25 protein-coding genes and 1 tRNA gene are annotated in these 21,949 nt (G+C 71.7%); 14 read left to right on the forward strand and 12 right to left on the reverse strand.

All coding sequences use genetic code 11. The annotated features are described in order from the left end of the window. Nucleotides 1-320: 320 nt before the first annotated feature. The gene (locus tag ABC138_RS06985) at nt 321-1,142 is read right to left on the reverse strand and encodes a glycerophosphodiester phosphodiesterase family protein (protein ID WP_338537546.1); all 822 of its coding nucleotides are present in this window, start codon (nt 1,140-1,142) and stop codon (nt 321-323) included. 229 nt (nt 1,143-1,371) lie between these two features. Between ABC138_RS06985 and ABC138_RS06990 the strand changes: the two genes are divergently transcribed. Then, nucleotides 1,372-1,836: a phage holin family protein gene (locus ABC138_RS06990; RefSeq protein WP_082807789.1), complete on the forward strand. Its 465-nt coding sequence runs from the start codon at nt 1,372-1,374 to the stop codon at nt 1,834-1,836. A gap of 53 nt (nt 1,837-1,889) precedes the next feature. Beyond that, the gene (locus ABC138_RS06995) at nt 1,890-2,744 is read left to right on the forward strand and encodes an alpha/beta hydrolase (protein ID WP_345913255.1); all 855 of its coding nucleotides are present in this window, start codon (nt 1,890-1,892) and stop codon (nt 2,742-2,744) included. Here ABC138_RS06995 and ABC138_RS07000 read toward each other — a convergent pair. Both ABC138_RS07000 and nth read right to left on the reverse strand, forming a co-directional pair. After that, on the reverse strand, nt 2,707-3,393 hold the full coding sequence (locus ABC138_RS07000; RefSeq protein ID WP_068329672.1) for a CoA pyrophosphatase: 687 nt from the start codon (nt 3,391-3,393) through the stop codon (nt 2,707-2,709). The genes ABC138_RS06995 and ABC138_RS07000 overlap by 38 nt on opposite strands. Further along, nucleotides 3,390-4,067, reverse strand: coding sequence for an endonuclease III (gene nth / locus ABC138_RS07005; protein WP_082807787.1), 678 nt, complete (start codon nt 4,065-4,067; stop codon nt 3,390-3,392). Before nth ends, ABC138_RS07000 begins: the two co-directional genes overlap by 4 nt. A gap of 105 nt (nt 4,068-4,172) precedes the next feature. Between nth and ABC138_RS07010 the strand changes: the two genes are divergently transcribed. After that, the gene (locus ABC138_RS07010) at nt 4,173-4,850 is read left to right on the forward strand and encodes a Crp/Fnr family transcriptional regulator (RefSeq protein WP_068329667.1); all 678 of its coding nucleotides are present in this window, start codon (nt 4,173-4,175) and stop codon (nt 4,848-4,850) included. Between the two features lie 64 nt (nt 4,851-4,914). Here ABC138_RS07010 and ABC138_RS07015 read toward each other — a convergent pair whose 3' ends face one another. From ABC138_RS07015 to ABC138_RS07030, 4 genes are read right to left on the reverse strand one after another with little or no spacing between them, the layout of a single operon-like run. Beyond that, the gene (locus tag ABC138_RS07015; RefSeq protein WP_082807786.1) at nt 4,915-5,730 is read right to left on the reverse strand and encodes an MBL fold metallo-hydrolase; all 816 of its coding nucleotides are present in this window, start codon (nt 5,728-5,730) and stop codon (nt 4,915-4,917) included. Further along, a complete protein-coding gene (locus ABC138_RS07020) occupies nt 5,727-6,557 on the reverse strand; it encodes an NUDIX domain-containing protein (protein WP_169702088.1) in 831 nt (276 codons plus the stop codon). Before ABC138_RS07020 ends, ABC138_RS07015 begins: the two co-directional genes overlap by 4 nt. Then, nucleotides 6,557-7,021, reverse strand: coding sequence for a RidA family protein (locus tag ABC138_RS07025; protein ID WP_345913110.1), 465 nt, complete (start codon nt 7,019-7,021; stop codon nt 6,557-6,559). The genes ABC138_RS07020 and ABC138_RS07025 overlap by 1 nt, the downstream gene beginning before the upstream one ends. After that, a complete protein-coding gene (locus tag ABC138_RS07030; RefSeq protein ID WP_169702087.1) occupies nt 7,021-7,176 on the reverse strand; it encodes a DUF4177 domain-containing protein in 156 nt (51 codons plus the stop codon). The genes ABC138_RS07025 and ABC138_RS07030 overlap by 1 nt, the downstream gene beginning before the upstream one ends. 28 nt (nt 7,177-7,204) lie before the next feature. Here ABC138_RS07030 and ABC138_RS07035 point away from each other — a divergent pair, with 28 nt between their 5' ends. The 3 genes from ABC138_RS07035 to ABC138_RS07045 are packed head-to-tail and all read left to right on the forward strand — an operon-like array spanning nt 7,205 to nt 11,945. Further along, nucleotides 7,205-8,200, forward strand: coding sequence for an ArsA-related P-loop ATPase (locus tag ABC138_RS07035; RefSeq protein ID WP_345913111.1), 996 nt, complete (start codon nt 7,205-7,207; stop codon nt 8,198-8,200). Then, the gene (locus ABC138_RS07040; RefSeq protein ID WP_345913112.1) at nt 8,200-9,354 is read left to right on the forward strand and encodes an ArsA-related P-loop ATPase; all 1,155 of its coding nucleotides are present in this window, start codon (nt 8,200-8,202) and stop codon (nt 9,352-9,354) included. Before ABC138_RS07035 ends, ABC138_RS07040 begins: the two co-directional genes overlap by 1 nt. Before the next feature lie 53 nt (nt 9,355-9,407). After that, on the forward strand, nt 9,408-11,945 hold the full coding sequence (locus tag ABC138_RS07045) for a penicillin-binding protein (protein ID WP_345913113.1): 2,538 nt from the start codon (nt 9,408-9,410) through the stop codon (nt 11,943-11,945). Here ABC138_RS07045 and ABC138_RS07050 read toward each other — a convergent pair. Then, entirely contained in the window at nt 11,942-12,400 is a 459-nt protein-coding gene (locus ABC138_RS07050) for a GatB/YqeY domain-containing protein (RefSeq protein ID WP_068329655.1), read from the reverse strand. The genes ABC138_RS07045 and ABC138_RS07050 overlap by 4 nt on opposite strands. A 117-nt stretch (nt 12,401-12,517) precedes the next feature. Here ABC138_RS07050 and ABC138_RS07055 point away from each other — a divergent pair, with 117 nt between their 5' ends. From ABC138_RS07055 to ABC138_RS07090, 8 genes are all read left to right on the forward strand, one after another. Continuing rightward, nucleotides 12,518-13,399, forward strand: a complete 882-nt coding sequence (locus tag ABC138_RS07055) for a metallophosphoesterase (RefSeq protein WP_345913257.1) — start codon at nt 12,518-12,520, stop codon at nt 13,397-13,399. Next, a complete protein-coding gene (locus ABC138_RS07060; RefSeq protein ID WP_170307681.1) occupies nt 13,396-13,938 on the forward strand; it encodes a hypothetical protein in 543 nt (180 codons plus the stop codon). The genes ABC138_RS07055 and ABC138_RS07060 overlap by 4 nt, the downstream gene beginning before the upstream one ends. Nucleotides 13,939-14,010: 72 nt before the next feature. After that, nucleotides 14,011-14,084, forward strand: a tRNA-Pro gene (locus tag ABC138_RS07065). Nucleotides 14,085-14,200: 116 nt separating this feature from the next. Continuing rightward, nucleotides 14,201-14,626, forward strand: a complete 426-nt coding sequence (locus ABC138_RS07070; RefSeq protein ID WP_169702085.1) for a VOC family protein — start codon at nt 14,201-14,203, stop codon at nt 14,624-14,626. After that, nucleotides 14,623-15,258, forward strand: coding sequence for a GntR family transcriptional regulator (locus ABC138_RS07075; RefSeq protein WP_068329638.1), 636 nt, complete (start codon nt 14,623-14,625; stop codon nt 15,256-15,258). Before ABC138_RS07070 ends, ABC138_RS07075 begins: the two co-directional genes overlap by 4 nt. 17 nt (nt 15,259-15,275) lie before the next feature. Then, nucleotides 15,276-16,022, forward strand: coding sequence for a YoaK family protein (locus ABC138_RS07080; protein ID WP_345913114.1), 747 nt, complete (start codon nt 15,276-15,278; stop codon nt 16,020-16,022). Nucleotides 16,023-16,035: 13 nt separating this feature from the next. Then, complete coding sequence (locus ABC138_RS07085; protein ID WP_338537540.1) at nt 16,036-16,401, forward strand: YchJ family metal-binding protein; 366 nt, start codon at nt 16,036-16,038, stop codon at nt 16,399-16,401. Then, entirely contained in the window at nt 16,398-17,138 is a 741-nt protein-coding gene (locus tag ABC138_RS07090) for an enoyl-CoA hydratase-related protein (protein ID WP_345913115.1), read from the forward strand. The genes ABC138_RS07085 and ABC138_RS07090 overlap by 4 nt, the downstream gene beginning before the upstream one ends. Before the next feature lie 39 nt (nt 17,139-17,177). Here the strand turns inward: ABC138_RS07090 and ABC138_RS07095 are convergent, their stop codons facing one another. The 4 genes from ABC138_RS07095 to ABC138_RS07110 form a co-directional block, all read right to left on the reverse strand. Continuing rightward, complete coding sequence (locus tag ABC138_RS07095; RefSeq protein ID WP_345913116.1) at nt 17,178-18,401, reverse strand: pyrophosphate--fructose-6-phosphate 1-phosphotransferase; 1,224 nt, start codon at nt 18,399-18,401, stop codon at nt 17,178-17,180. After that, nucleotides 18,398-19,306, reverse strand: coding sequence for a LytR C-terminal domain-containing protein (locus ABC138_RS07100; RefSeq protein WP_345913117.1), 909 nt, complete (start codon nt 19,304-19,306; stop codon nt 18,398-18,400). Before ABC138_RS07100 ends, ABC138_RS07095 begins: the two co-directional genes overlap by 4 nt. A gap of 178 nt (nt 19,307-19,484) precedes the next feature. Continuing rightward, nucleotides 19,485-20,561, reverse strand: coding sequence for an Asd/ArgC dimerization domain-containing protein (locus ABC138_RS07105; RefSeq protein WP_345913118.1), 1,077 nt, complete (start codon nt 20,559-20,561; stop codon nt 19,485-19,487). Further along, on the reverse strand, nt 20,558-21,829 hold the full coding sequence (locus ABC138_RS07110) for an aspartate kinase (protein WP_068329613.1): 1,272 nt from the start codon (nt 21,827-21,829) through the stop codon (nt 20,558-20,560). Before ABC138_RS07110 ends, ABC138_RS07105 begins: the two co-directional genes overlap by 4 nt. Between the last annotated feature and the right edge of the window lie 120 nt (nt 21,830-21,949).

Consider the following 21,949-nt stretch of genomic DNA (forward strand, 5'->3'; position numbering starts at 1 on the left):
ACCCAAACCAGGCGGCCCGCACAAGGGGCAACTTCTCAAACTTACCGCTGTCCACGCTTGGGCGTCAACTTCGTGATCCGCTCTCGGAGCGGCCGACGCTGATCGCGCTTGGATCTTCAGCGGTGGCCCACCGTAGCAGCGCAGCTGCTCGGTTCCAAATCCCCGGATCTTGGTCTGTCCGCGACCACCTGGGTGGCCGCCGACCTGATCCGCGTACATCGGATGGGGGCTGTCAACTCGTGGGACCGGCCTGCCTGGGGCGACTTCAGCGAGTCACCGCTTGGTGTCCGTTCCTCCCTGTCGGGCTGACATCGAGAACATTAGGACACCGATCCCGAGGTTGCCAAATCGGCCGGTATTCCGGGGTTCTGGGTGTCTCCCCGCATGGGGGTCCACGTCCCGCGGCTGATCATCACCGTGCGCAGGACGTCCGGCCGGTCGGTGATGATCCCGTCCACACCCATGTCGAGGAGCTCGTGCATCAGCCCCGGCTCGTCGACGGTCCACACCACCACCCGCACGCCCAGCCGGTGTGCCCGCCGCACGAGGGAGGGCGAGTGGATGGGCAGCCGCCCGAGACGGACGGGGACGTGGGCGAACCGACCCCGCACCACCGACGACGGTGGCTGCACACCCGCCTTGGACGCGGAGATCAGGGCGACGAGCGATCGCCACCCGAGCGCGGTGCGCAGGTGGGGCGCCTGGGAGGCGAGCAGCTGCAGCCACCCGTCCCACGCACCGGCGACGCACACCCGCTCGGCGAAGTCACGGCGCTGGAGGAGGCGGGCCATGGGCGCGATGGCCGCCCGGTTCTTCAGGTCGACGGTGAAGCACGCGTCCGGGAAGGTCGTCAGCGCCTCCTCGAGCGTGGGGATCGGCTCCGTCCCCCCGACGCGCACGGTGCGGCGCAGGTCCGCCAGGGTGCGCGCGCCGATCCGACCCGTGCCCGTCGTGCACCGGTCGAGCACCTCGTCGTGGAAGCAGACGAGCTCTCCATCGGCGGTGAGCCTGATGTCCGACTCCAGGTAGCGCAGCCCCAGCGCCGTCGACATCGAGAAGGCCGCCAGGGTGTTCTCGGGCGCGAGGTGCGCGCCACCGCGGTGCGCGATCGCGAGAGGCTCCGTCTCCTCGCCGTAGGTCATGTCTCGATGGTCCCCCCCTTCGCCCGCCGGGGTCGCCGATCCCGGGTGTGGCGCGGGAAGGTTCACCCGGACTTCGTCGTCCTGTTCCTCCCCCTTCGCCCTCGGGCACCGACAGGCCGCCTGGCGGGCCGCACTGCTGTGACCGCGAACCCAGCCGACTCGTGGGTAGGCTGGCTCATGCACAGGCCACCCCGGTTGTGGCACCCGATCCACTGGGACCAGGAGCAGCATGAGCAACGACCAGCCCCGCACCACCACCGGCAGCAGCGATCCCGCCACGCGTCGGCGGATCGGTCAGCCCGCGCCCGGGGAGACCGAGCGCACCGTCGGCCAACTCGTCGCCGACGCCTCGCACGACATCTCGGCCCTGGTCCAGAGCGAGATCAAGCTCGCCAAGGCGGAGGTCACCAAGGGCCTGTCCTTCGGCGGCAAGGGGGCCGCCCTGCTCGGCGGCGCCGCCTTCCTCGGGCTCCTCGGGCTGATCTTCCTCTTCCACACCCTCGCCCAGGTCATCGCGATCTGGCTGCCCCTGTGGGCCGGCTACCTCATCGTCACCGTCGTGCTCCTCGCGATCGCCGCGGTGCTCGGCCTCATCGGCCTGAAGGCCCTCAAGAAGGCCAAGGAGAACACCGTCCCGCAGAAGGCGATCCGCAACGCGCAGGAGACGGTTGCCGCGATCAAGCCGGGCAGCTGAACCCGCCCGACGCCGCGGCCGCCCTCGTCGAGGGTCCGTGGGAGCACCGCTTCATCTCCGCCAACGGGGCCCGGTTCCACGTCACCACGACGGGGACCGGGCCCGTCGTCCTCTTCGTGCACGGCTACCCGCAGTTCTGGTGGGCCTGGCGTGCGCAGCTGCCGGCCGTCGCCGCCGCCGGCTACCGCGCCGTGGCCGTCGACCTGCGCGGCTTCGGGGCGAGCGACAAGCCGCCGAGCGGGTACGACGCGCCGACGGCGTGCGACGACCTCGCGGCGATCGTGCGCAGCCTGGGCGCCGAGAGGGTCGCCTTCGTCGGGCTCGGGCTCGGCGCGACCTTCGTGTGGAGCATGCCCACGCACCATCCCGAGGTGACCGCGGCGATCGCCCCGATCGGCATGCCCCACCCGGCGGTCTTCCACCACGCGATGTGGCGCCACCCGGTCCAGTGGCGCGCCAACCGGTACCTGCGGGCGATGCAGACCCCCTTCGCCTCCGAGCGCCAGTCACCGAGCGTGGCCCGACGGTTGCGCGCGTGGTCCGGGCCGGACCATGCGTGGATCACCGACGAGGTCGTCGAGCGCTACACCGAGGCGATGTCCTTCCCCTTCGCCGGGGTGGCCGCCGCGGAGTACCACCGCTGGTTCTACCGCTGCCGGCTCACCCCGCAGGGGGTCCGCTACCTGCAGCGGGTCAAGGCCCGCATCGAGGTCCCGGTCCTGCACCTGCACGGCTCCGAGGACCCCACCTCCCTGACGACGATGGCCGCCGAGTGCGAACGCCATGTCTCCGGCCCGCTCACCGTGCGGACCATGGCCGGCGCGGGGGCCTTCGTCCCTGAGGAGGCTCCCACGGAGACCACCTCGGCCCTCATCGAGTGGTTGGCCATCGCCCACCCGACGCACTGACGTACTGGCGCACGAAGCGCAACGGGAGGCGGCGCCGTCTGCCGTCGTCCCAGGGCCGGGTGAGTCCCGAGGCGTCGAGCAGCACCGAGAGCAGCTGGGCGGTGAAGCCCCACACGAAGAGGTCGGCCACCTCGAAACCCGGCCCGACGTAACCGCTCGGTCCCTTCACCGTGAAGCGGTTGGCCGGGTCCACGAGGTCGTCCACGGGGATCCGTTCGACGCGGGCGACCTCACCCGGGTCGACGACCCGCAGCGGGCCGGGCGCACCCCACCAGCCGAGGACCGGCGTCACGGCGTTCTGCGAGGGGCTGAGCCACAGGTCGGGGAAGGACCCGACGACCTCCACGCCCTGCGGGTCGACCCCGACCTCCTCCCACGTCTCGCGCAGGGCGGCCTCGACCGGCCCCTCGCCGGGGTCGAGCCGACCTCCCGGGAAGGAGACCTGGCCCGCGTGGCTGCGCAGCGCGTGCGAGCGCTCGGTGAGCACGATGTCGTGCCCCCGTTCCCCCTGCGCCACGAGCATGAGGACCGCGGACCGACGGGCGACGTCCTGCGGGGGCGCGAAGTCCCTGAACCAGGCGGGCTGGTCGGCCCGCAGGTTCTCCTCCGCCCGCAGCAGCCACTCCGGGGGACGCACGAGCGCCGTCATCGCGTCGCCGCCTGCGCACCGGGAGCGAGCTCGTACCTGAGGAGCTTGGCGGCCTTGTCCGGGTCGGTCTCCCCCACACCGTAGGAGGGGCACAGCCGGGCGACCGGGCAGGCGCCGCACGCGGGGCGGCGGGCGTGGCAGGTGCGTCGGCCGTGGAAGATCAGGACGTGGCTGAGCATCGTCCAGTCCTTGCGGGGGAAGAGCTCACCGACCGCGTGCTCGACCTTGACCGGGTCCTCCTCGTCCGTCCAGCCCATGCGACGGGCGAGCCGGCCGAAGTGCGTGTCGACGGTGATCCCCGGGACCCCGAAGGCATTGCCCAGGACGACGTTGGCGGTCTTGCGGCCCACGCCGGGCAGCTTGACGAGGTCGGCGAGGCGGGGCGGGACCTCCCCTTCGTGCCGCTCGACGATCGCGGCGCCCAGTGCGAGGACGGAGGCGGTCTTGGCCCGGAAGAAGCCCGTGGGCCGCAGGACCTCCTCCATCTCCGTGCGCTCAGCGGCGGCGAGGTCGGCAGCCGTCGGCCACCGGGAGAAGAGGAGCGGGGTCACCTTGTTGACCGTGAGATCGGTCGTCTGCGCGGACAGCACCGTCGCGACGAGCAGCTGCAGCGGGGTGTCGAAGTCGAGCTCGCAGTGGGCGTACGGGTAGCGCTCGTGCAGCATCCGGTACATCCTGCGGGCACGGCGGACCAGGGCGAGCGGGGACTCGACGCGTTCGGCAGACACCCCCGCAGCCTAGGCCCCCTACGGCAGGTGCCCCGTGGCACACTGCCCTCTGTGAACCTCGATGTCGTACGCCGCGCCCCGCTCTTCGCGACCCTTGACGACGACTCCGCCGCCGAGGTGATGGCGACCATGACCCCCGTGCGCATGGAGCGTGGGGACGTCCTCTTCAACGAGGGCGACCAGGGCGACCGGTTGTACGTGATCACCGAGGGCAAGATCAAGCTCGGCCGCACCTCGACCGACGGCCGGGAGAACCTGCTGGCGATCCTCGGTCCGTCCGAGATGCTCGGCGAGCTCAGCCTCTTCGACCCCGGGACGCGCACCGCGACCGCCACCGCCGTCGCCGAGACGCAGCTCATCGGGCTCGGCAACGAGCAGCTCACGCAGCTCCTCGGGGCGCACCCACGCATCGCCGGCACGCTGCTCGCCGCGCTGGCCCGCCGCCTGCGCCGCACCAACGAGAACCTCGCCGACCTCGTCTTCACCGACGTCCCCGGTCGCGTCGCGAAGGCGCTGCTCGAGCTGAGCCAGCGCTTCGGCCGCCCGGTCGAGGAGGGCGTCATGGTCGCCCACGACCTCACCCAGGAGGAGCTCGCCCAGCTCGTCGGCGCCTCCCGCGAGACGGTCAACAAGGCGCTGGCCGACTTCGCCTCACGCGGCTGGCTGCGCCTCGAGGCCCGCGCGGTCCTGCTCACCGACGTCGAGCGCCTGCAGCGTCGCGCACGCTGACCCCTGGCACGACGAGGGCCCGGATGCACGAGCATCCGGGCCCTCGTCGTGCGCGGGGTACCGGTCAGCCGACCTGCTCGAGGTGGGCCATCTGGGCGAGGACGGACATCCTCGCCGCGGGCCAGACCGAGCGGTCGACGTCGGCGTACACGCGCGCCACGACGGCGTCGGCGTCGCCGGCCCCGTCGGCGAGCGCCGCCCGCACCTGCTCGAGCCGCTCGCGGCGGTGCCTCCGGTAGAAGTCCACCATCGCAGCCGCGTCGGGGACCGTGGGGCCGTGGCCGGGCAGGATCGCGGTCACCTCGCCGTCACCGGTGAGCCCGCGGATGCGCTCGAGCGAGTCGAGGTAGGCCGCGAGCTCGCCGTCCGGGTGGGCCACGACCGTCGTCCCGCGCCCGAGGATCGTGTCGCCGGTGAGCAGGGCGTGGTCGGCGGTCAGCGCGAAGGAGACCGAGTCGGACGTGTGCCCGGGCGTCGCCACGACCCGCACCTCGAGGCTGCCGGCCCGCAGCACGTCGCCGTCGACGAGGTCGTCGTGACCCCGACCGACCGCCTGCACGGGAGCACGGGTCAGGTCGGCGAGGCGCGGAGCGCCCTGGCTGTGGTCGAGGTGCCCGTGGGTGAGCACGATCCGCGACACGCGGGCACCGAGCGCGGCGACGTGGTCGACGACCCGCTGCTGATGGGCGGCCTCGTCCTCACCGGGGTCGATGACGATTGCCTCGGTGCCACCGGGCTCGAGGAGGACCCACGTGTTGGTCCCGTCGAGGGTCATCGGCCCGGGGTTGCCCTGGAGGAGGCAGTAGGCGTGCGGGGTCACCGCTCCTCCCGCCCACGAGCCGAAGGGGGCAGAGGGCTCCGGCGCGACCGCTGCGCTCACGGCAGGTCGGCCCGCATCGCCGGACCGGCCTCGGTGAGGACCGGGTGCGGCATGACCGGGGCGACGTCGACGTCCTGGTCGAGGGCGGCCCGCACCGTGCTGACCTCGGCGAGCTGCTCGAGGCAGACGATCGTGGGCGGCATGAGGAGCAGGTCGCCGTCGGCGAAGGCGTCGAGCACCCCCGAGGGGCGCACCCACTCGGACAGATCGGCCTCGCTCGTGTCGCCGTCGGGGTCCTGCCCCTCCGGCACCGCCGCGACGAAGAAGCGGGTGTCGTAGCGACGCGGCTCGACCTCCGGGGTGATCCAGTGGGCCCGGTAGCGCAGCAGGTCGCTGCGCAGGACGAGGTGCTGGTCGAGGAGCACGTCGCCGAAACCGATCTCGCGCCGCACGAGGCGGGCGCGCAGCACGGCCGCGAGGGCTGGGTCGAGGTGGGGGACGCCCCCTTCGTCATCGACCGGAGAGGCGAGGAGCACGCCGGTCTCCTCGAAGATCTCGCGGACCGCCGCGGCGACGAGCATGCGCGCACTGGCCTCGTCGGTGCTGAGCTCCTCGGCCCACTCGGCCACGCTCGGCCCGGCCCACGGCAGCTCGTCCTCGGCATCGCGCTGGTCGACGCCCCCGCCGGGGAAGACGTGCATCGATGCCGCGAAGGCCATCGACCCCGCCCGGCGCAGCATGAAGACCTCGAGCGGGCCCTCGTCGTCGCGCAGGAGCATGACGGTGGAGGCGAGCTTGGCCCGCACCGGCCCATCACCGGAGGGCTCGACGTCGAGCCCGAGGACCTGCTGGGCCCGGGCTCCCAGCAGGAAGTCGCGCTGGGCCATCAGTGACGGACCCGGACGGTCACCTCGACCTCGACGGGCGAGCCGAGCGGCAGGGCCGCCACGCCGACCGCCGAACGGGCGTGCTCACCCGCGGTGCCGAAGACCTCGCCGAGCAGCTCGCTGGCGCCGTTGATGACCCCCGGCTGCCCCGTGAAGTCGGGGGCGCTGGAGACGAAGCCGACGACCTTGACGACCTGCTCGACCCGGTCGAGGTCGCCCACGGCCTGGCGGATGGCAGCGAGCGCGTGGATCGCGCAGGTCCGGGCCAGGTCCTTCGCGGTCTCCGGGTCGACCTCCGCGCCGACGTGACCGGTCGCGGGGAGCGAGCCGTCGACGAGCGGCAGCTGGCCCGAGGTGAGGACGTGGTCACCGTCGACGATGGCCGGGACGTAGGCGCCGGCCGGAGCGGGCGGGTCGGTCAGGGTGATGGACAGCTCTGCGAGGCGCTCGTCGATGCGTCCCATCAGGCGGCCCTGGGTCGCTTGAGGTAGGCCACGAGGTTGCCCCCGTCGCCCTGCAGGACCTGGACGAGCTCCCAGCCGTCCTCGCCCCACTGGTCGAGGATCTGCTTGGTCGCGTGGACGATGAGCGGCACGGTTGCGTACTCCCACTGGGTCATGGCCGCACCCTACTCGTAGGGTGATCACGTGACCGGTCCCTCCACCTCCCCCGTGCGGTTGCACGTCGTCTCCGGCAAGGGCGGCACGGGCAAGACGACCGTCGCGACCGCCATGGCGCTCGCGCTCGCCGCCCGTGGCCAGCGCGTCCTGCTCGCCGAGGTCGAGGGGCGGCAGGGTCTGGCCCAGGTCCTGGACGTGGCCCCGCTCGGCACCGAGGAGCGCACCCTGGTGACCGACCCCTCGGGCGGTGAGGTCGTCGGCCTGTCGGTCGACGCCAAGACCGCGCTGCTGGAGTACCTGCAGAAGTTCTACAAGCTCGGTCGCGCGGGCTCCGTGCTCGAGCGGGTCGGCGCGGTGGACTTCGCGACGACGATCGCCCCCGGCGTGCGCGACGTCCTGCTCATCGGTCGCGTCTACGAGGCCGCCGGGCGGGTGACGAAGGGGGCGAAGAAGCGTCCCGTCTTCGACTCCGTCATCCTCGACGCGCCCCCGACGGGACGCATCGGCCGCTTCCTCGCAGTGAACTCGGAGGTGTCCGAGGTCGCGAGGGTCGGACCGATCCGCAACCAGGCCGACTCGATCACCCGGATGCTCCAGAGCCCGACGACCGCGGTGCACCTCGTGACGCTGCTCGAGGAGATGCCCGTGCAGGAGACGCTCGACGCCATCGAGGAGCTGGGTGAGCTGTCCCTGCGGGTCGGCTCGGTCGTCGCCAACGACGTGCGACAGCCGCTCGTGGCCGACGAGGACGCCGAGGCCATCGCCTCGGGCGAACCGGAGGTGCAGACCGCACTCGAGGAGGCGCTGGCGCTGGTCGACATCACGGCGGGACCTGCGCTCGTCAGCGGATTGCTGCGGGAGGGCGCCGACCACGTCCACCGCTCACGGCTCCAGGCCGAGCAGCGCGAGGTGCTCGGCGCTCTGCCGGTGCCGCTGCGGGTGCTGCCCCACCTCACCGACGGGGTCGAGTCCGGCGACCTGCGCGTGCTCGCCGAGGTCCTCGACGAGCAGGGCGGTGTGTGATGGCGACCCGTCAGGGCCCCGTGCTCGACCTCGACGCCGTCATCGGCGACCCGGGGCGGCGGATCATCGTCTGCTGCGGCTCCGGAGGGGTCGGCAAGACCACGACGGCCGCGGCCCTCGCCGTGCGGGCGGCCGAGGAGGGGCGGCGGGTCGTCGTGCTGACGATCGACCCGGCCCGTCGGCTCGCCCAGTCGCTCGGGCTCGAGGAGCTCGACAACACCCCGCGCCCCGTCGCCGGCATCGACACCTCGGCCGGCGGCTCGCTCGACGCGATGATGCTCGACATGAAGCGGACCTTCGACGAGGTCGTCGAGTCCCACGCCAGCCCCGACAAGGCCGCGCAGATCCTCGCCAACCCCTTCTACATCGCCGTGTCGAGCTCCTTCGCGGGCACCCAGGAGTACATGGCGATGGAAAAGCTGGGCCAGCTGCGCGCGCAGATGGCCGACGGGTCGCGTGACTGGGACCTGGTCATCGTCGACACCCCGCCGTCGCGCTCGGCCCTGGACTTCCTCGATGCCCCCAAGCGGCTCGGGTCCTTCCTCGACGGGCGCTTCATCCGCCTGCTCACCGGACCCGCGAAGGTCGGCGGGCGCGCCTCGCTCAAGGTCTTCACCGCCGGCGTCTCGGTCGCGGGCGGGATCATGAGCAAGCTGCTCGGTGGCGAGTTCCTGCGGGACGTGCAGACCTTCGTCGCCGCGATGGACACGATGTTCGGCGGGTTCCGCGAGCGGGCCGACCAGACCTACGCCCTCCTCGCCCGTCCGGAGACCGCCTTCGTCGTCGTGGCCTCCCCGGAGCGGGACGCCATCCGCGAGGCCGGCTTCTTCATCGAGCGGCTGGCGAGCGACCGGATGCCGCTGGCCGGCGTCGTCGTCAACCGGGTGCAGGTCGCCTCGGCCAAGCAGCTCGGCGCCGGCCGCGCCGAGGACGCGGCCGCGCAGCTCGAGGAGACCGGGGGCCACGCGGTCGCGGCCGCCCTCCTCCGGGTGCACACGGAGGTCGCCGAGACTGCCGCCCGCCACCGGCAGGTGATCACCCGCTTCCGCACCAACCACCCGGGCGTCCCCCTGGGTACCGTCCCCGCGCACCCGCTCGACATCCACGACCTGGAGGGTCTGCGCGAGATCGCTGAGGCGCTCGACGGGAGCTGACCGGCTGCGCGGGGTCCCCGACCCGCACAGGTTGCTTCGTTACCCTGTGCCGCATGTCTGACTCAGGGATGCCGCACCTCTTCCGCCTGCTCGGCGTCTTCCTGGCCGTGGCGGTGGGCCTCGGCCTCGTCGGTGCGGGCATCGTCATCCCGATCGCGGGAGCGACCGGTGGCGCGGCCAAGTCGACCGCCACCGCGTTCAACGAGCTGGACGAGGAGTTCACGGCCAGTGCCCTGTCGCAGCAGTCGAAGATCTACTCGGCCGACAACAAGCTGCTCGCCACCCCGTATGCCGACAACCGCATCGTCGTCCCGCTGAGCAAGATCTCGCCGACGATGCGCAAGGCGCAGATCGCCATCGAGGACAGCCGCTTCTACGAGCACGGCGGCATCGACGTGCGCGGCACCACCCGCGCGCTCGTGTCCAACGCCTCGGCCGGCCAGACCCAGGGCGGCTCCTCGATCACCCAGCAGTACGTGAAGCTCATGCTCGTCGAGAAGGCCCGCGCCCAAGGCGACGAGGCCGGCATCACCGCGGCGACGGAGCAGACCTACAGCCGCAAGCTGCAGGAGCTCAAGTACGCCCTCAACGTCGAGAAGACGCACACCAAGGACCAGATCCTCGCCGGCTACCTCAACCTGGCCCTGTACGGCGACCAGGCCTACGGGGTCGAGGCGGCCGCGCAGCACTTCTTCAGCAAGCACGCCAAGGACCTCGACCTCGCCGAGTCGGCGACCCTTGCCGGCGTGGTCCAGTCGCCGAGCCGCCTCAACATGCGCACCAACCCCGACGAGGTGCAGGAGCGCCGGGACCTCGTCCTCACGCGGATGCAGCAGCTCGGCATGGTGACCCCCGCCCAGGCGGACGCGGCCAAGGCCAAGGACGTCGAGGACATGCTGAAGATCAAGAAGAACGAGGGCGGCACCTGCTCCAAGGCCGCCGACCCGTACTTCTGCAACTACGTCATCCAGTACCTGCGCACGATGCCCGAGCTCGGACCCGACCCCGATGCGCGCATGCTCGCCGTCAACACCGGCGGTCTGAAGATCAGGACCACACTGCGTCGCGACTGGCAGAAGAAGCTCAAGGACGACCTCACCGAGCGCGTCCCCACCGGCACCGAGCGGTTCGGCGCCGCCGGCGCCCTCGTCGAGCCGGGCACCGGCAAGGTCCGGGCCATCGCCCAGACCTCGACGTACAAGATCGGCCTCAAGAAGGCCTCGACCCGCTACTCCGAGCAGGCGTGGAGCGTCCCCGCCCAGTACGGCGGCACCAACGGCTTCGCCATCGGCTCGACGGCCAAGATGTACGCCCTCGTCGCGGCGCTCGAGAAGGGCAAGCCGCTCACCTCGACCGTCAACGCTCCCCCGGCGGGTGTGAAGAACCCGCACAACTTCTCCCCGGGCGACTTCCAGAAGGGCTGCACGACCAACGACCCGACGTGGGCGGTGTCGAACGACTACCAGATCGGCGGGAGGATGACCCTCGCCGAGATGACGAAGAAGTCCATCAACACCGCCTTCGCACAGCTCGCCTCCGACGTCGGCTCGTGCAACATCCCCAAGGTCATGTCGAAGATGGGTCTCGTGGACGGCTACGGCCTCCCCTACGGCCTGACCTACAGCGGCGGCAAGAAGGCCAAGGGCGACTACGCCATCTCCAACCTCGTCCTCGGCTCGGACTCGACCTCCCCCCTCCAGCTCGCGTCCAGCTACGCGACCCTGGCAGCGGACGGCAAGTACTGCCCGCCCAACCCGATCGAGTCGATCACGACGGCCACCGGCAAGAAGCTGAAGATCACCCCACGCCCGTGCAAGCAGGTCATCGACAAGGACGTCGCCCGGGGGGTGACCCAGCTGCTCCTCGGGCCGCTCGAGACCGGTGGCACCGCCGCGGGCAACGACCTCGCCAACGGACGCCAGGCCGCGGGCAAGACCGGCACGACGGACAACCACAAGCAGTCCTGGTTCGCCGGGTACACCCCGCAGCTGTCCACGGCGATCTGGGTCGGCTCCCCGATCCGCGAGTACGACATGGACGGCATCACCCTCGGTGACCGGTACTACGACCAGGTCTTCGGCGGCACGATCGCGGCGCCGATCTGGCAGGAGATCATGAACGAGGCCTCGGAGGGGATGGCGAAGAAGCGCTTCGCCAAGCCGAGCAAGAAGGTCGTCAACGGCGACCTGCGCACCATTCCCGACGTCACCGGCCAGGGGCCGACCCAGGCCCGGGCCGCCCTGGAGAAGGCCGGCTTCAAGGTCAAGGAGGGCGGCCAGGTCAACAGCAGCGTCCAGGCCGGCGCCATCGCTTACACGCAGCCGAGCGGCAAGGCACTCAAGGGTGCGACCGTGACGATGTACATCTCCAACGGCATCCCGCCCTACACCCCGCCGCCGCCGCCGAGCACGACGTTCACACCGCCGCCGCCGCCGCCGGTCACGACGACCCAGCAGCCGGCTCCCACGACGACGCAGAGGCCGAGCACGACCTCGACACCGGCGCCGACCACGACCTCTGCCCCCACGACGACGTCCAAGCCCAGGCCGACGAAGCCCAAGAAGACCGCCAAGCCGTCGGGCGGCAACTAGCCGGCCAGGCGCGCCTTGACCTTGGCCGCGATGGCGCCACCGTCGGCGCGACCGGCAGCCTCGGCCTGGGCCACCCCCATGACCTGACCCATCTGCGCCATCGAGGTCGCGCCGACCTGCGCGATGGCGCGGTCGACGATGGCGGTGAGCTCGTCGTCACCGAGCTGCTCGGGCAGGTACTCCGCGAGGACGGCGAGCTCGGCCTCCTCGCGCTCGGCGAGCTCGGGGCGACCGGCGTCACGGAAGGCGGTGGCCGACTCCTTGCGCTTCTTGGCCTCCTTGGCGACGACCTTGAGCGTCTCCGCGTCGGTGAGCTGCTTGGCCTCGGTGCCGGAGACCTCTTCGTTGCTGATGCCGGTGAGCACCATGCGCAGCGTGGCGACCCGGACCTGCTCACGGGCGCGCATCGCCGTGTGGAGGTCGTGCTGGAGGGTGTCCTTGAGAGTGTCGGTCATGACCCGATTGTCGCAGTGTCGGCACGCGGCGTCCGCCGACTTTGCCAAGATGGGGCGGTGACCTCCTCCCCCTTCGTCCGGTCCGTGGCCGGGATCGCCGCCACCGGAGCCGCCGTCATGGCCTGGGGGACGCTCGTCGAGCCGCGGCTCTTCGCCCTGCGCCGTTACACGCTGCCGGTGCTGCGCGCCGGCTCGCTGCCCGTGCGGGTCCTGCAGCTCAGTGACATCCACATGGTCCCCGGTCAGCGCGCCAAGGCCGAGTGGATCCGATCGCTCGCCGCGCTCGAGCCGGACCTCGTCGTCAACACGGGCGACAACCTCAGTCACCTCGAGGCCGTCCCCGCCGCGCTCGCCGCGATGGGGCCGCTGCTCGAGCGCCCGGGGGTCTTCGTCATGGGCTCCAACGACTACCACGCGCCGGTCCTGAAGAACCCGGCCCGCTACCTCACCACGAACCACGCCGAGATCGTCGGCCGCAGGATCGCGCTGCCGACCGACGAGCTGCGCTCCGGCATGACCGAGCGCGGGTGGGTCGACCTCGACAACGCGCGCACGAGCATCACCGTCGGTGCCGATCGCCTGGACCTCGTGGGCGTCGACGACCCGCACATCCATCGGGACGACTACGCCGCGGTGAGCGCGCCCGCCGACCCGACCGCGACGACCACGATCGGCGTCACGCACGCGCCGTACCGGCGCGTCCTCGACGCGATGACGGGCGACGGCGCGCGGCTCGTCATCGCCGGCCACACCCACGGCGGCCAGCTGTGCGTACCGGGGTACGGCGCGCTCGTCACCAACTGCGACCTCGACCGACGTCGGGCGAAGGGGGTCTCGCGCTGGTGGCCGGGTGCCGGTCGCGCGGGCAGCGGGCCGGACGACGCGGCGTGGTTGCACGTGTCCGCGGGCCTCGGGGCGTCGCGCTTCGCGCCTGTACGCTTCGCCTGCCGACCAGAGGCCACGCTCATGACCCTCGTCCCGGAAGGACTCGATCGATGAACGCACGCGAGGTGGCCGCCCTGGCGGTCGCGGCGGTCTTCGCCTGCGGGTCCTCCGCCTGGGCCCTCGCCGGGGCCGCGCCCGTCGCGGACCTGCCCCCGGCACCCAACCTGTCGACGAGCCAGCCCTCCACCTCGTCGAGCTCGTCCACGAGGACGAGGAAGAGCTCGACGACGTCGACATCGACGTCTTCCTCCGCGAGCACCGTGGAGACGACGGCCCCGGAGCCGACCACCACCCAGGCGCCCGAGCCCGAGCCGACGACGACCAGCGAGTGGACCCCGCCGCCGACCGACACCTGGACGCCGCCGCCCACCGAGACGTGGACCCCGCCGCCGACGCCGGAGTACACGCCTCCGTACACGCCCCCCGCGACCGAGTCGACGACGACCGTCCCGGGCCCGGACCCCACCGGCACCGGGACGGGCGAGACGACCGAACCGACCGAGCCGACCGGGCCGAGCGAGACCGGCCTGACCGACACGGTGACGGAGCGGCTCGCGCCCACCGCCCCGGGTCCGCGGCGGACCGGGCGCTGACCCCGATTGTGGCTCGGGCCGGGGACTGGGTTATCCTTCCTTGTCGCCGCCTCGAGCAGGTGGTGCACGCTTCGGGGTGTGGCGCAGCTTGGTAGCGCGCTTCGTTCGGGACGAAGAGGCCGCAGGTTCAAATCCTGTCACCCCGACCCGCTGAACCGGCTCCGGTCCTCCAGGATCGGGGCCGGTTCTTTCGTGCCCGACCTTGGCGCCGGTTGTATACATTGGGTAGCGTTGTATACATCATCTGTACCGAGGAGGACCCGTGACCCACCGCCCCTGCTTCCACCTGGCCATCCCCGTCGACGACATCGCCGCAGCCCGTGCCTTCTACGGCGGCGTCCTCGGCCTCGAGGAGGGGCGCTCGGACACCCTGTGGGTCGACTGGAACTTCTACGGCCACCAGGTCGTGACGCACCAGACCGCGGACGGCTCGCCCGGGCCCGCCGGGCACAACCCCGTCGACGACCACCAGGTGCCGGTCCCGCACTTCGGCGCGGTCCTCTCGTACGACGACTTCCACGACCTCGCCGGCAAGATGCAGGCCGCGGGCGCCGAGTTCGTCATCGAGCCCTACCTGCGGTTCGAGGGCCAGGCAGGCGAGCAGTGGACGATGTTCTTCCTCGACCCGGCCGGCAACGCCATGGAGTTCAAGGCCTTTGCCGACGAGTCGATGATCTTCGCCAGGTGAGCACCGCGCCCTCGGCGACGACCAAGGCCGGACAGGTCCACGCCGCGCTGCGCGCCGCGATCCTCGACGGCTCCCTCGCCCCCGGCGAGGCGGTCGACGAGGCCGCGATGGCCACGGCCCACGGCGTCTCGCGCACCCCCGTGCGCGAGGCGCTGCGCGCCCTCACGAGCGAGGGGCTGCTCGTGCCCGGCGCCCGACGCCAGCTGCACGTCGTCGACGTCTCCGAGGACCACCGGCGCGAGGTCGCCTCCCTTCGCACCGCACTGGAAGGTGCCGCAGTGGAGGCGGCCTGCGAGCGCCGCACCGACGAGGACGTCGACCGGCTGCGGCTCCTCGTCGCCCGGCAGCGGCGGGAGGCGAAGGGGGGCGACGCAGCAGCCTTCCTCGGCAGCGACGAGGCCTTCCACCGCGCGCTGGCGCAGGTCGCGGGCATGCCCACTCTCCTGCAGCTGCTCGACCAGCTCGGCGCCTTCGTCCGGCTCGCCCGTCTCGGTGAGCCGACGCCGCAGCGGCACATGCTCGCGCTCGCCCGGGAGCACGACCAGCTCGTCGACCTCCTCGAGGCCCGCGACGCCGCGACCCTCAGGACGACGCTCACCCAGCACATCCGCTCCACGGCACCTCGTGCGTGAGGGATAACCTCCGTGCCATGGCGCGCCCCGGCTTCCTCACGCGCATCGCGGGCGCCGAGCGGACCCCGGAGCTCAACCACCAGCTGGCGACCCTCCTCGCCCTCGTCGCCGGCGTGCTCAACTCGGTCGGCTTCGTCGCCGTCGCCTTCTACACCTCGCACATGACGGGCGTGGGCGCGCAGGTCGCCGATCACCTCGTCCTCGGCGACTACTACCTCGTCGGCATCGGCCTGCTGTCGATCGCGAGCTTCGTCACCGGCGCGATGGCCTGCGCGGTGATCTTCAACTGGGGGCGCCGTCGTGGCCTGCGCAGCCGCTACGCCAACGTCCTGCTCGGCGAGGGGACGCTGATGCTCGTCTTCGGCCTGCTCGCGGAGGAGCTGACGGTGTCCTGGCGCGAGCTCGTCTTCGTCCCGGTCCTGTGCTTCACGATGGGCCTGCAGAACGCGATCATCACGAAGATCTCCGGCGCCCAGATCCGCACGACGCACATCACGGGCATGGTGACCGACATCGGCATCGAGCTGGGCAAGCTCAGCTACCGCAGCCGACGCACCGACCTGGAGCCTGTGCAGGGTGACTGGCCCAAGCTGCGGATGCTCGGCTCGCTCGTCCTGCTCTTCGTCCTCGGCGGCGTCATCGGCGCAGGAGGCTACCTCAGCCTCGGCTTCGCGGTCCTCGTACCGTGCGCCCTCGCCCTCGTCGCCGTCTCCGTCCGCCCGCTGGCCGCCGACCTGGCCGAGCGTCGGTCCGAGCAGGCCTGACTACCCTGCTGCCATGAGCACCGACCTCTGCCCCTGTGGCTCCGGAGCCGACCTCGCGGCATGCTGCGGCCCGCTCCTGGCGAGCGAGCGCCAGGCGAGCACGGCCGAGGAGCTGATGCGCAGCCGCTACACAGCCCACGTCTACGGCAACGCCGAGCACCTGTGGCGCACCTGGGACGGCCGGACCCGACCGGCCCAGGTCCACCTGGACGACACCCGCTGGCTCGGGCTCGAGGTGCGGGAGGTCGTCGACGGGGGACCCGACGACACGACCGGCGTCGTCGACTTCGTCGCCAGGCACGCGGACGGCGAGCTGGCCGAGCGCAGCGAGTTCACCCGACGCGGCGGGCGTTGGTTCTACACGAAGGGAAAACCATGACCGAGGTCCGCTACGAGGTCGCCGACCACATCGCGACCATCACCCTCGACGCCCCGGACCGGCGCAACGCGCTGTCCGTGGAGATGTCGCGCCAGCTCGTGGACGCCGCGCGCACGGCCGAGGCCGATGCAGCGGTGGGCGCCGTCGTCGTGACGGGTGGGGGCCACTTCTGCGCCGGTGCGGTCCGTGACGTCCTCGCCGGCGTCGGTGCCGACCCGGTCGAGGACGAGGCCTACCGCGGCCTGGAGACGGTCTACTCCGCCTTCACCACGATCGGCTCGATCGACCTGCCCACGATCGCCGCCGTGCGCGGGGCCGCCGTAGGGGCGGGCCTCAACCTCGCCCTGGCGACCGACCTGCGCGTCGTCTCGCGCACGGCCCGCCTGCTGCCCGGCTTCGCCCAGATCGGGATCCACCCCGGCGGCGGGCACCTGTCGCTGCTCGCCCGGGTCGGCGGGCGGGAGAGCGCCGCGGGGATGGGGCTCTTCGGCGAGGAGGTCAGCGGCGAGGACGCCGTCCGCCTCGGCATGGCCTGGTCCGCGCACGAGGACGAGGACGTCGAGCAGGCCGCCCGGGACGTGGCCGCCCGCGTGGCCGCCGACCCCGAGCTGGCCCGCCGGCTCGTGCGCAGCTTCCGCCGCGAGACCGCACCCGCCACCTTGCCCTGGGACGTCGCCGTCGAGGTCGAGCGCTCGCCCCAGATGTGGTCGCTGCGGCGCAAGCACGGGTCGAGGTAGCACGGGTCGAAGGGCCAGCGACCGGATAGCCGGTCGCGATTACCTCGAATCGTGCCGGTGGTGGGGGTGCTGACCGATGTCGGAGAGGAGGTCGGCGAACCAGTCGACGCCCGGGTCGAAGGCCCCGCCGCCGGCGATCCGGTCGAACTCGACGACGCGCAGCTCGTCGCCACGCTCCTCGTCCTGCCCGACGACGCCCGAGCGGCCGTCGAGGGCCGCGGTGACGGCCAGCTCGGTGCAGCGCCGGATGAGCTCGAGGTCCTCCTGGTTGGGAGCGGCCGCGCGCGCGAAGTAGCCGGACTTCCACACCTTCGCCTTCTCGGCGCCGAGCGCCTCGGCGAAGGTCGAGGCGAGGTACTCCCCCGGGTTGACCAGGTCGAGCTGCACGTGACCGAAGGGGTCACGGGGCACCTCGTGGCCGGAGGCCTCCATCGAGGCGACGACGTCCGCGACACCCGCCCCCTCGGCGACGAAGAGGTTGACGCACCCGATCTCGTCCATGACCGCCCGAAGGCGCCGGCCCTCACCCGCGAGGTCGAGGGGCAGCTCCGGCACGTACACGCCGTGGACGTCCCAGCGTCGCGGGTCGTTGCCGATGCCGGGGACGAAGCGCCGCGTGGCCAGGTCTGCGCGGTAGCGCCGTGCGGTCTCCGCGGTGAGCCACCCGCTGTGCCGGCCCATGACCTCGTGGACGACGAGCATCCGGGGGTTGGAGGAGTGCTCACCGATGATGTTGCGGGCGAAGAGCGCACCCTGCTCGGCCGCCGTCCAGGCGCCGAGGCTCTGCAGGATCGGGACGATGTCGTTGTCGATGGTCTTCGGCAGGCCGACGACGCGCATCGCGTGGCCCTCCGCCGCCAGGTGGGCGGCCAGGTCCGCGGCCGTCGTGTTGGTGTCGTCGCCGCCGATCGTGTGGAGCACGTCGACGCCGTCGGCGGCCAGCTGTGCCGCAGCGGTGCGAAGGGGGTCCTCCCCCGCCCGCACGAGGCCGCGTCGCTCGCAGTCGGCCGCGTTGGTCAGCTTGACCCGCGAGTTGCCGAGCGGGGAGCCACCGAAGTCGTGGAGGCGGGAGGCCTGGGAGCGCACCTCGTCGGTGACCTCGACGCTGCGGCCGGTGAGCAGCCCGGCGTACCCGTCGAGGTAGCCGACGATCCGCACCTCGGGAGCGACCTGCGTGTAGCGCTCGATGAGCCCGCCGACCGCCGAGGAGAGACAGGGCGCGATGCCCCCGGCCGTGAGGAGGCCCACCGTGCGGACGGTCACGAGCCCTCGGGCACGCAGGGCTTCTGGATCGTCTCGGCCGGACGCACGTACGGCTTGACCTGCGGCACCCGGGACTCGGGCTTGAGCCGCTCGAACTTGTTGCCGAGCACGAGGTCGACCTTGCGGCTCGTCCGGTCGTCCTTCTGCAGCTGGGCTCCCTCGATCTGCTGCGCGAGCCGCTTGGCCGAGCGCTGGCCCTCGGGCCCGAAGCGGATGATCGCGACCTCCTTCTCGAGGAAGCTCATCTGCGGGTCGTTGCCCGTGGCCTTGATCTTGAACCCGCGGTCCCTGAGGTCATCGGCGACCTCCGAGGCCAGACCTTCCTTCCACGTCGTGTTGTAGACGTTGAGGGTGATCTCCGAGGGGGCGGGCAGCGGCGGCTCGGGCTCCTTGACCAGCTTGTCGTAGCCGTAGCCGAGGACCAGCTGCACGCTGTCGCCGGGCCGGGCGTCGTTCCAGATCTTCGCGCCGGGGATCTGCTTCTGCAGCAGCAGCGCGTTGTCGCGCCCCTCCTCGCCGTAGTAGATCGTCGCCGAACCCTTGACGTAGACCGAGCTGTCGGCGTTGCCGACGGAGGCGACGTCGAAGTCGCGCAGCGTCAGCTCGCGGGCGACCTCGCTGCCGAGGCCGTTGGTGTCGTTGCTGTTGAGCAGCTGGATCTCGAAGGAGTCGCGCTCAGGGGCGGGCTCGCTGATGGGCTCGCAGACCGTCGCCTCGGTGCCGATGAGACCGGTGCCGTAGGCCGTGGCCACCGTCGCGGTGCCGAGCATCAGACCGGGCAGGGTGACGAAGAGCAGGAGCCGGCGCCGACGCTGCCGGCGGTAGTGCTCCGCGGCCGAGCCGTCGAGCTCGTCGAAGCCCACGACGCGATACGAGGCGCGCTCCTCGTCAGACTGCAGATCCACGTCGCCCTCCTGGTCCCTCATGCGGTGTCCGTCCCCACGGTCGAGTATAGGTGGTCACATCATTCACAGTGACCACACCAGTCACACAAGCCCCACATCTCGATCGTGCTCCGAACGAGACCTGTGCGTGCCGCTCCCCATGGTCGACGACTCGGGTGTCGGAAGGGTTGCGTCCCGGTCACCGTCGGGACTCGGCACCGACCATCTCGGCCACGGCGAGCATCGCGCTCGCCCCGCGGCGCGTGGTGTCGGAGCTGACGAACATGTCGACGTGGTGCCCGGCCCCCTTGGGCTGGCGGATGCGGCCGACGAACCGCGGGTCGATGCCCACGCTGTCGACCGGGGTCGGGACCTCGCCGTCCTGCTCGTCGAGGTGGACGAGCGAGGGGGCGGCGACGCAGGCTTGGCGCACCTTGTCGATCGCGACGGGGCGGGCACAGCGGGCGTGCAGCGCCATCGAGTGCGCGAGCACGACGGGCACCTGCACGAGCGTGACGACGACGGGCACCTGCGGACCCAGGCGCAGGATCTTGCGCACCTCGTCGGCGACCGCCAGCTCGGCGGTGGTGTATCCCCCTTCGTCGGGCTGCCCGACCCACGGGATGACGTTGAGCGCCAACGGGGCCGGGAAGGGCGAGCCGATCGGCAGGTCCGAGACCGCGGCGCGGACGTCGCCGGGGTGCTGGCCGATCGAGGGCTCGGCAGCCACGGTGTGCAGCTCCTCGCGCAGGCGGGCGACGCCGCGGTCGGACTTGGAGACGGCCGCGATGAGGCCGGTGACGACGAGGTGCTGCAGCTCCCAGCCCTGGTGCAGGACATGGGCGGCGTCGATGAGCCCCCAGGTCACCGGGCCGGGCAGCGCGACGACCCCCTTGGGGCGGTCGGCGACGAGCACGGAGTTGATGCCGGGGACGACGAGGGGCACGTCGGGGTCAAGACGGTGCGCGGCACTGGCGTCGACGACGACGGCGCCCGCGGCGACCGCCCGTCGCGCCCACTCAGGGGTGATCTCGGGGGCGAGGTTGAACAGGGCGACGTCGACCCCCTCGAAGGAGTCCTCGCGCAGCGGCTCGATGACCTGCTCCCGGCCCCGGACGCTCAGGGTCCGGGTGGAGACGCCCGGGGCGAGCAGGTGGATCTCGCCCCAGGCGTCATCCCGCAGAGCGAGCGCGGAGGCGATCGCCTCCGCGAAGCGTCCCGTCGCCCCCACCAGGGCCAACGTGGGCCGGGCGGAGGACGACGGGAAGGCGGTCACCGACCGGTGCCCCCGTAGACGACGGCCTCGCCCTCGGTGTCGAGGTCGAACGCGGTGTGCACGGCGCGCAGCGCCTCGTCGAGCTGGTCGATGCGGGTGACGACCGAGATGCGGATCTCGGAGGTCGAGATCATCTCGATGTTGATGCCGGCGCCGGCGAGCGCGCTGAAGAAGGTGGCGGAGACGCCGGGGTTGGTCCGCATCCCGGCGCCGACGAGGGAGAGCTTGCCGATCTGGTCGTCGTACTGGATCGACGCGAACCCGACCTCGTCCTTGGTGCCCATGAGCGCCTCGACCGCACGCTGGCCGTCACTCATCGGGAGGGTGAAGGAGATGTCGGTGCGGCCGGTGTCGGCCTCGGACACGTTCTGCACGATCATGTCGATGTTGACCTGGGCCTTCGCGACGGTCGTGAAGATCTGCCCGGCGCGGCCGGGCTCGTCCGGCACGCCGACGACGGTGATCTTGGCCTCGCTGCGGTCGTGCGCGACACCCGCGATGATCGGTTCTTCCATGTCCTGGGTCCCTTCGGGATCGGCGGTCACCACCCACGTGCCCTCCTTCGAGGAGAAGGACGAACGCACGTGGATGGGCATGTTGAAGCGGCGCGCGTACTCGACGCACCGCAGGTGGAGGATCTTGGCGCCGCTGGCCGCCATCTCGAGCATCTCGTCGTGCGAGATGCTGTCGATCTTGCGGGCCGAGGGGACGACGCGCGGGTCGGCCGTGAAGATGCCGTCGACATCCGTGTAGATCTCGCACACGTCGGCCTCGAGGGCCGCCGCGAGCGCCACCGCCGTGGTGTCGGAGCCACCGCGCCCGAGCGTGGTGATCTCCTTGGTCCCCTGGCTGACGCCCTGGAACCCGGCGACGATGACGATGTGCCGGTCGCCGAGCGCGGAGGTGATGCGGCCGGGCGTCACGTCGATGATCTTCGCCTTGCCGTGGGCGGCGTCGGTGATGACGCCCGCCTGGCTGCCGGTGAAGGAACGCACGCTGTGCCCGAGGTCGGCGATGGCCATGGCGACCAGGGCCATGGACATGCGCTCACCTGCGGTGAGGAGCATGTCCATCTCGCGCGGTGGGGGCACGGGGCTGACCTGCTCGGCCAGGTCGAGCAGCTCGTCGGTCGTGTCACCCATCGCGGAGACGACGACACAGACGTCGTTCCCCGCCTTCTTCGTCTCGACGATGCGGTGGGCCACGCGCTTGATGCTCTCGGCATCTGCGAGCGACGAACCGCCGTACTTCTGGACAACCAGGCTCAAGGGAGAACTCCGTGGAATCTCGCGGGTCCGGCCCGGGCACGGACCGGCACGACCCCTCGAGGATAACGACCGGCGGTCCCACGACCCATTCGCGTCCACCCTGCAGATGTCATGACCGCT

Origin of the sequence: Janibacter sp. LM, from assembly GCF_039631275.1 — a bacterium.
Lineage (GTDB): Bacteria > Actinomycetota > Actinomycetes > Actinomycetales > Dermatophilaceae > Janibacter > Janibacter terrae.

Excerpts from the sequence above, each read along its gene's own strand:
- ABC138_RS07000 (WP_068329672.1), bottom strand. The coding sequence starts at position 3,393 with ATGACGGCGCTCGTGCGTCCCCCGGAGTGGCTGCTGCGGGCGGAGGAG.
- ABC138_RS07090 (WP_345913115.1), top strand. The coding sequence starts at position 16,398 with ATGACCGAGGTCCGCTACGAGGTCGCCGACCACATCGCGACCATCACC.
- ABC138_RS07040 (WP_345913112.1), top strand. The coding sequence starts at position 8,200 with ATGGCGACCCGTCAGGGCCCCGTGCTCGACCTCGACGCCGTCATCGGC.
- ABC138_RS06985 (WP_338537546.1), bottom strand. The coding sequence starts at position 1,142 with ATGACCTACGGCGAGGAGACGGAGCCTCTCGCGATCGCGCACCGCGGT.
- ABC138_RS07085 (WP_338537540.1), top strand. The coding sequence starts at position 16,036 with ATGAGCACCGACCTCTGCCCCTGTGGCTCCGGAGCCGACCTCGCGGCA.
- ABC138_RS07055 (WP_345913257.1), top strand. The coding sequence starts at position 12,518 with ATGGCCTGGGGGACGCTCGTCGAGCCGCGGCTCTTCGCCCTGCGCCGT.
- ABC138_RS07020 (WP_169702088.1), bottom strand. The coding sequence starts at position 6,557 with ATGGCCCAGCGCGACTTCCTGCTGGGAGCCCGGGCCCAGCAGGTCCTC.
- ABC138_RS07025 (WP_345913110.1), bottom strand. The coding sequence starts at position 7,021 with ATGGGACGCATCGACGAGCGCCTCGCAGAGCTGTCCATCACCCTGACC.
- ABC138_RS07030 (WP_169702087.1), bottom strand. The coding sequence starts at position 7,176 with ATGACCCAGTGGGAGTACGCAACCGTGCCGCTCATCGTCCACGCGACC.
- ABC138_RS07080 (WP_345913114.1), top strand. The coding sequence starts at position 15,276 with ATGGCGCGCCCCGGCTTCCTCACGCGCATCGCGGGCGCCGAGCGGACC.
- nth (WP_082807787.1), bottom strand. The coding sequence starts at position 4,067 with ATGTACCGGATGCTGCACGAGCGCTACCCGTACGCCCACTGCGAGCTC.
- ABC138_RS07045 (WP_345913113.1), top strand. The coding sequence starts at position 9,408 with ATGTCTGACTCAGGGATGCCGCACCTCTTCCGCCTGCTCGGCGTCTTC.
- ABC138_RS07050 (WP_068329655.1), bottom strand. The coding sequence starts at position 12,400 with ATGACCGACACTCTCAAGGACACCCTCCAGCACGACCTCCACACGGCG.
- ABC138_RS07060 (WP_170307681.1), top strand. The coding sequence starts at position 13,396 with ATGAACGCACGCGAGGTGGCCGCCCTGGCGGTCGCGGCGGTCTTCGCC.
- ABC138_RS06990 (WP_082807789.1), top strand. The coding sequence starts at position 1,372 with ATGAGCAACGACCAGCCCCGCACCACCACCGGCAGCAGCGATCCCGCC.